This is a genomic window from Mesorhizobium sp. M5C.F.Ca.IN.020.29.1.1, assembly GCF_003997375.1.
In the GTDB taxonomy this organism is placed as follows: domain Bacteria; phylum Pseudomonadota; class Alphaproteobacteria; order Rhizobiales; family Rhizobiaceae; genus Mesorhizobium; species Mesorhizobium wenxiniae.
On sequence record NZ_RZSW01000321.1, the window covers coordinates 1 to 7,060 of the forward strand.

3 protein-coding genes and 4 pseudogenes are annotated in these 7,060 nt (G+C 58.9%); 3 read left to right on the plus strand and 4 right to left on the minus strand.

Annotated features, from left to right (window positions below; all coding sequences use genetic code 11):
• The first annotated feature begins 296 nt into the window (after positions 1 to 296).
• The gene (locus tag EOA85_RS22665; protein WP_127211240.1) at positions 297 to 878 is read left to right on the plus strand and encodes a hypothetical protein; all 582 of its coding nucleotides are present in this window, start codon (positions 297 to 299) and stop codon (positions 876 to 878) included.
• Positions 879 to 1,141: 263 nt separating this feature from the next.
• On the opposite strand, the pseudogene EOA85_RS22670 reads toward EOA85_RS22665, so the two are convergent.
• A pseudogene (locus EOA85_RS22670) lies at positions 1,142 to 1,435 on the minus strand (IS630 family transposase); the annotation flags it as partial.
• Between the two features lie 1,569 nt (positions 1,436 to 3,004).
• Positions 3,005 to 3,196 (minus strand): annotated as a pseudogene (locus tag EOA85_RS22675) (DDE-type integrase/transposase/recombinase); the annotation flags it as partial.
• A 257-nt stretch (positions 3,197 to 3,453) separates the two neighbouring features.
• On the opposite strand from EOA85_RS22675, the pseudogene EOA85_RS39200 reads away from it, so the two are divergent.
• Positions 3,454 to 3,734, plus strand: a pseudogene (locus EOA85_RS39200) (IS110 family transposase); the annotation flags it as partial.
• A 92-nt stretch (positions 3,735 to 3,826) separates the two neighbouring features.
• Here EOA85_RS39200 and EOA85_RS39205 read toward each other — a convergent pair.
• Positions 3,827 to 4,091 (minus strand): annotated as a pseudogene (locus tag EOA85_RS39205) (recombinase family protein); the annotation flags it as partial.
• 107 nt (positions 4,092 to 4,198) lie between these two features.
• Here EOA85_RS39205 and EOA85_RS22690 point away from each other — a divergent pair.
• The gene (locus tag EOA85_RS22690; protein ID WP_127211242.1) at positions 4,199 to 5,944 is read left to right on the plus strand and encodes a trehalose-6-phosphate synthase; all 1,746 of its coding nucleotides are present in this window, start codon (positions 4,199 to 4,201) and stop codon (positions 5,942 to 5,944) included.
• A 405-nt stretch (positions 5,945 to 6,349) separates the two neighbouring features.
• Here EOA85_RS22690 and EOA85_RS22695 read toward each other — a convergent pair.
• Positions 6,350 to 7,060, minus strand: a 711-nt coding sequence (locus EOA85_RS22695) for an IS110 family transposase (RefSeq protein ID WP_127211243.1), incomplete at its 5' end; no start/stop codon positions are given.

Below are 7,060 nucleotides of genomic sequence, written 5' to 3' on the forward strand. Positions count from 1 at the left end.
ATGCGCGCTTAATGAGCGGACAGCAATGTCTCTCAAAGGAAGAGGTCATTGTCATTATAGCGTGCCTCAACGCAGTCTACGACGACACGAGCTCGATCCGGCATACGCTCCATGAGATAGCGCGTGGCTGTTTCGCGGGTGCTGGGTGCACTATCGAGGATGCCGATAAGTTCTACTCGGATGTCTGTCACAAGGCGGCAGAAGAGCATTATGGCGGCAGGAATCTCCGGAGCCTGGATACCAGACGCTACTAGCTTCGGAGACTACGAAAGTCCATCTGTTCAAAGGAGAGTGGTTTGACACTCAATTCAATCGACCAATTCAGCACGGCATCTTCGATGCAGGAGTATATTGCCGTACAAGATCAGCACCTAGGCGACTTGCAACTCATTCCGCCTAATGCGACTCCCGCAGATGACCATGGAGGAATCCGGCACCCTGACATCGGCGGGTCGATGCGGATGCCGCCGCGGTCCGGCCTGCATAGCAAAGACGGTTCACTGTGGTCGCGCGTTAAGTCAGCAGTCAGGAAAGCGGTTGGAGAATGTTGCGTCGGAAAGCCCTCTAGCGGATCGGCGCAGGCGTCTGGCAAGGAGTCCTCGTCGGTTCTCCGCTCATCAGATGACATCGGATATCTCGTTGGCCCGTTATGGGACCACCACCGCTGGGACAATGGCGGCCAACTAATGCCGCGTGAAATCGTTCTTGAATTGGGAAAACTCGGGTTCCTACCGGGCCAGCGCAACCAAGATCAGCCGGCACGCTTCCAGATTAACGGTGAGCACTACACGGCCGAGGCGAAGCTAACACCGAATTCCGACGTGGTGTTTGGCCAACTCAGACAAGTTTATCTCATCCATAACCCTCAAGACGCCTGAAGGCCGTGGAGGTCACGTTAACCGCCGATCAGTGTGGCCGGATGGGCGGGTGCTACCCCTCACCCGGGCCGGACTTGCACCGGCTGGAACTCGCGCAGCTTGGCCTGGTGCACGTCACCACCACGGCTCTTTACCGCAGCAGCGCGGACTGTTTGAGACGTGCTCCTGAAAGGCGATCCCAGAGGGCCGGCCCCATCGCCAACGCAGCTTTACGCTACTGTCTTAGTCCATGCTGAATTCCTTCCGCTGCTGTAAAGCACACTCTCTTCGATGAAGACAAGCCGGGCAGGATCGAGATCGAGCTGTCCGGCGAACCAGGTGCGACGGCGCTTCAGGACGTCCAGAGGGTCTTGCTCCAGTTCATGTGCGCACTTTTTTTGAACGTCCAGCCGCGCTCGCCAAGCCAGGCGTTCAGGGCACTGCGGCTGATACCTGCCGACCGCTCGACCGACAGCCGTTCGACCATCTCGTCCAGCGTGATGTTCTTGCTCCCTCGATTCATGCGCATCGTGGCTTGAACCGCGCCGCCAACACCGTGGCCGAGGTGTCCGCTCGCCCAGGCCGCGGGCGTGCTGATCGGATCACCCGCTGTCGCTGAGGCTCTCGCCGCCGGTTCACCGCTATTGCCTCAAAAATGTCGGCTCCACGACACGCTCTGTAGGGTTTGTCAGGTCCGCGCCACAGGCTTCGTGGGCCGATCTGTTGTTTGCGGCAGGCTAAAAGAGCTGGACAGCAAGCATAAATTTGGTCGCCGGCTCGATCCGTCAGATTGGAACGAGATTTGCACCCTTGAGGGTGAGACGACGGCAGCAGCCGACCGGCTCTCCTGTCGCGGGCCCGCGATCGACACAACCAAGGAAGGAGCCCAGCATAGCACAGGCACGGCCAGCCGAGAACTCGCCGGTGGCAGGCGCGAGCCATGGGTCAGTCGTAGATCGGCTGGTCGGCATCGACCTCGCTCGGGGCCTGGCTGTCTTCGGGATGTATGCCGCCCATCTCGGTCCCGACCCCGGCGAAGGAGGACTAGTCGGGTTTCTGATGGAACTAACCCATGGGCGGTCGTCCGCCTGTTTGCCGTATTGGCCGGTTTTTCGATCCTCCTGATTACCGGCCGCAAGGCGCCGAAGTCGGGCATAGCCGGTAGACAGGCCATTGCCAGAGTCGCAATTCGTGCACTTGTTTTGTTCGCGCTTGGCTCAATCCTGGTCTGCCTCGGCACCCCGGTCCTGATCGTTCTGCCATACTGCGGAATCTGCTTCTTGTTGGTCCTGCCGCTCTGTCGGCTCAGTGCAGAGCCGCTCGGCTTCCTCGCTGCGGCGACCGCATTAGTTCTACCCCAATTGCGCTTCCACCTTGCAGCAATGTTTGGCTCCGAGATCCGTACTTCGACCCGGTGTTCAAGCTCATGGTCAGCGGCAGTTATCCGCGATGAGCTGGGTTCCTTTCGCGATCGCAGGCATGGCCATGCGCGCCTTGACCTTAGTACGCAAGCAATGCATTGGCGCCTTTGGCCTGGCGGGGGTAGCGCTGGCTGTGTTGGGCCATTGCGGATCCTTCCTCGCGCTGCGTTTGCTGCCTGAATGTACCCGGCGATCTGAAGGAATCCGCCGGGTGGTGGTCGGACGGCGGCCACCTCCCTGGTCGTCGCCATGGATAGCCGCACCCCATAGCCAAATTCTCGATCGTGGGCAGCACCGGTTGCGCAATGATCATCTTGGCGGCTTGCTTGCTCGCTATGGATGCGCTCCCGCATCTGCGAAAGCTGGTCTGGCTAATAATCGCAGTCGGCTCGATGCCTTTGACCGCCTATGTCCTGCACATTATAGCAATATATTTTCTTGGAGGAGGCTCGGGCCTGTGCGTTCTCGTTGGCTTCATAGTGGTTGTAAGCACTTTCGCGGTGCTTTGCCTGCGCGCCACTGAGGACCGATGGAAGCGCTGATGGGTAGGATCGCAGATCTCGCGCGTCACATCCACTGAGCACACATCAGCCGAGCGAAACCCGATGTCAGCCATCAGGCAGTAGCCGCCTCCCCTGCCGATGAAGGATGCATTCGCCGTGCTATTTTTCGGGTTCTGTCGCAGATCGTGCTTTTGGTCACAACGGGACGCTTTCGCGCAGATGATCATGCTGCAAGGATTTCGAACTGCTCTGCGATTGAGGGACGTGGATTATAGGCGAACCTCGCCTGTCGTTTGCGCATCATGTGGACCATCTCGATGCCGGACAGGGTGACCGCGGCGGCGTGCGTCGATTTGAAACCGAGCATCGGCCGCACCCGGCGCTTGATGCGCCGATGATCCTGCTCGATGCGGTTATATTATCAGGCATGAATGGGCGCGACGCGCCAATCCGTATTTTCTTGCACGGATGGATCGACTACCGTCCACCTACCGGGATTGGGGTGTCGGGAGCACGCATGGCGGGCAGGCCGAAGTACCTTGATGAACCGAGAGTTCGAGTTGTTATCTGGCCGCCCCCTTCGACTTGCCCGGTTGCGCTGCGAGCGCGGATCCGTAGTTGTCGTGTAGCCCGCCGGCTCCCATGGTTGCTGACCCTGGAAAGGAGCTGGGAATGAGAATCATTGCCCTTGATGTCCACCGATCATTCGCTCAAATGGCAATCTTGGAGAAAGGCAAAATCCGGGATGCCGGGAGGATCGATCTCGAACACGGTCGTCTGTTGCAGTTCGCCACGAAGCTCAAGCCGGATGACGAGATCGTCATCGAGGCGACAGGCAATACGAGCGCGATCGTCCGGTTGCTTCGCCCTTTGTGGGCAGGGTGGTCATAGCCAATCCGATCCTGGTTCGGGCCATCGCCTGGGCCAAGGTCAAGACCGACAAGATCGACGCGGCATATGGGTTGCCATTCCGTTTGCGACAGAACTCTTCCGACTTGGCCCCGCCCGCCTTGCCATAGACGATTGTGAGCAGGTCCTGGCTGGCCGGCTTGCAATGACAATTGCTATTGCGGACACGGCCATCGACGATCTCGGCGCGCTTCTTGCTCTTACCATAGACATAGGCTCCGGCGTAGAATGGGTTCTCAGAATCAAAGATTTCGTTGTGGTAGCGGATCGGAACCCAGTCGAAGGACAACATCTTCTTTGCCGTCGGACGGCCTGGGGAAATGCACGCCGTCGTCGGTCATCGAGATCAGCACCTGGCGCGCACTGCCGATCTCGCGGAAACGCGCGAATATGAGGCGGACGGCCCCTTTTGCAGGCGAATGTCGACGGCCATCCTCAAAGCCGAATCGAGTAGCTCATGGAACTTCCGCACAGGGGATCGGCAAGGCACTTACGACGGAGATGGAAAATGGATAGAATCAATAACGCTGCTCACGCAGCAGCCTCAACAATGCAACACGCAGCCTTTGACCAGCATCTGCGCGAGGCAGCACAGCATTGCACGCAAGAATCCAGTGCAGATCCTTCCCCTTGTCCTTGCTCCGCCCAGCAAAAGGACCATATCGGTGAGGCAACGCAGCAGCCAAAACTTGTCGTCATCTCAAATCGGGTTGCTGCATTCGACCCGCTTCAACCCAAGACGGGCGGGCTTGCTGCGGCCCTCGAGCCTGTGGTGGAACGCTTTGGCGCAGTCTGGATGGGCTCCTCGGGCAATTTGGGCGACGGCACCGAGCCCTTGGACATCGGGCAGCACGGCGAGGGCCAAGTGGCGAAGCTCGATATGCCGCGCGAGCACTATTCTGGGTACTACGAAGGTTTCGCGAATTCGATATTGTGGCCGGCGTTGCACTCGCTGCCTGACCGGATGGCCGCCTCCGCAAATCATTATGAAAGCTATCAGGAGATCAACAAGTTCCTGGCGGGAGCCGCTTTCCAGTTCCGGGATCGAGATGCAATCTGGGTGCATGACTATCACTTTCTTCCACTCGGCGCTGGTCTGCACAAGCTCGGTGTCGACAAGCCGATCGGCTTTTTCCTGCATACGCCATGGCCAGCACCTGATGTGATGGCGCGAGTGCCTAATCATCGTCAGCTCATGCACTCGATGCTCGACTACGATCTGCTCGGCTTTCAGACCAACTGGGACCTGAACAACTTCCGCGACTGCCTGCGTACCCATCTCGGATTGGAAGTCGAGCACGGTGTGGTGGTTTCGAGCCGCCGACAGACGCGTTGTCAGAAATTTCCGATCGGTATCGATCACAAACAGTTCGCACAGTATGCCTCGGAGTCGCTTGCGAAACCGTATATCGCGTCTTTGCAGAAGAAACTCAACGGCGCGAAGCTTGCAATCGGGGTCGACCGGCTCGACTACAGCAAGGGTATCGACGCCCGGATTGAAGCCTTCGATAAGGTCTTGACAGACCAGCCGCGCAGTATAGTGCTCCTGCAGATCGCCAACCCGTCGCGCACCGAAATCGAGGCCTATAAAAGTTATAAGCGCAAGGTTGAGAGCCTCGTCAAACGTGTCAATGACGAGCATGGCACGGACGAGTGGAGGCCCATCCTCTATGAGTATAATGCTTTCACCCAGGCTCAACTGGCAGGCCTCTACCGCACTGCGCGTGTTGGCGTGGTGACGCCAGTGCGTGACGGCATGAATCTGGTTGCGAAAGAATATATTGCTGCGCAAGATCCGGATGATCCCGGCGTTTTGGTGCTATCGAAGTCTGCAGGTGCGGCCGAAGACTTCAATCACAACGAAGCGCTGCTGGTGGATCCGAACAGCCCCGACGAGATCGCGACCGCGATTTCCAAAGCGGCCAACATGCCGCGCGAAGAGCGCATCCAACGCTGGCGGCCAATGATGGATAAAATTGAAGCATATACGATCCATGATTGGTCGGCGGACTTCGTACGGGAACTGGACAAAAGCCGGGTCACGGTGCCGGCGGATCACTTCCGACATCTCGGCTTCGGCTGGATCAACGAGACGCAAATGCCCTCGTATCGGACTGCCGCCGAGTTGGACGCCGCGCTAAAGCGCGCGATGGATAGACATTGGATCCTGCCGCCTACCGGCAGCTCCGTCTCCGGAGCGTCGCCGGAGTCGATCGCGATCGCTTCGGTCGTAGGAACGCGATCGGGATCCTGATTGCTCGGCTGAAGCCATGTGAGCGGGACGATTGGCAGCGGCGATGGCGGCACGCTCTGTCTCGAAGATGATCTGCGTCTGCCCGTTTGATAGATCGGCCGCGGCAGGGCGCGGTGCCTGATCGAAAAGCGATAAGTCTATCAGCGGCATGTATGGACGGCCTCCGCGTGGCAAGGGCTTTCTGACATTGATGACAGGTTGGTCGGGTGCAGGCATGTATTCGGCCTTTGAGTGCGGCCTGTTCATGCCGCTGGCCTTGATGAAGTCCGCGGATCGGATCCCAGACAGGTCAACGCGCTTTTTGAGCGGCACCCACTGAGCGGGTTTTTCCGATCCCGGTTCGACCGTCCGTCATCACACCATCAGCACCTCACCAACCTCTGTGCATCCTCTGCGACTACGTCACTACGCCGGTGAATCCGCGAAGCGCTTGCCCGTAGTCATCAGCGCCCAGACGATCCGGGCCATCTTGTTTGCCAAGGCCACCGCAACGACGTTGTACGGCTTTTTCGCCAGAAGCTCGGCAGCCCAGCGAGTGGGTGCCGCTTTGCCCTTACGACAGAAGCGAAGCACGGCATGGGCTCCCACAACAAGAAGGCGACGGATGTAGGGATCGCCTTGCTTGCTGATCCGCCCGAGCCGATCCTTTCCTCCGGATGAGTTCTGTCGCGGCACCAGGCCAAGCCAAGCCGCGAGTTGCCGACCGGATTTGAACAGGGAAGCATCTGTCACGGTCGCAACGATTGCGCTGGCGGTGATCGGACCGATGCCGGGGATCGTTTCGAGGCGACGGCTCAACTCGTGCGAACGATGCCAGATGTGAATCTGTCGGTCCAGCTCACCGACCTTCTCGTGCACCTCACGCAATTGCTGCACCAAAAGAAAGAGGGCCGATCGGGCAAGCGGGGGAATGAGGTCGTTCCCCTCGTCCTCAACCAACGCGACGAGCATGCTCAGCCCTGTAGCACCCTGACGAGTGATGATGCCCAACTCCGCCAAGTGGCCGCGCAAGGCGTTCACCAGCATTGTCCGCTGCCGGATCAAAAGCTCGCGGACGCGATGCAGCATCAACACGCTCTGCTGCTCCTCGCTCTTTGTCGGAACAAAGCGCATCGT

Bases quoted from the DNA above. Each gene is read 5' to 3' on its own strand.
- EOA85_RS22690 (WP_127211242.1), top strand. From the start codon at position 4,199: ATGGATAGAATCAATAACGCTGCTCACGCAGCAGCCTCAACAATGCAA.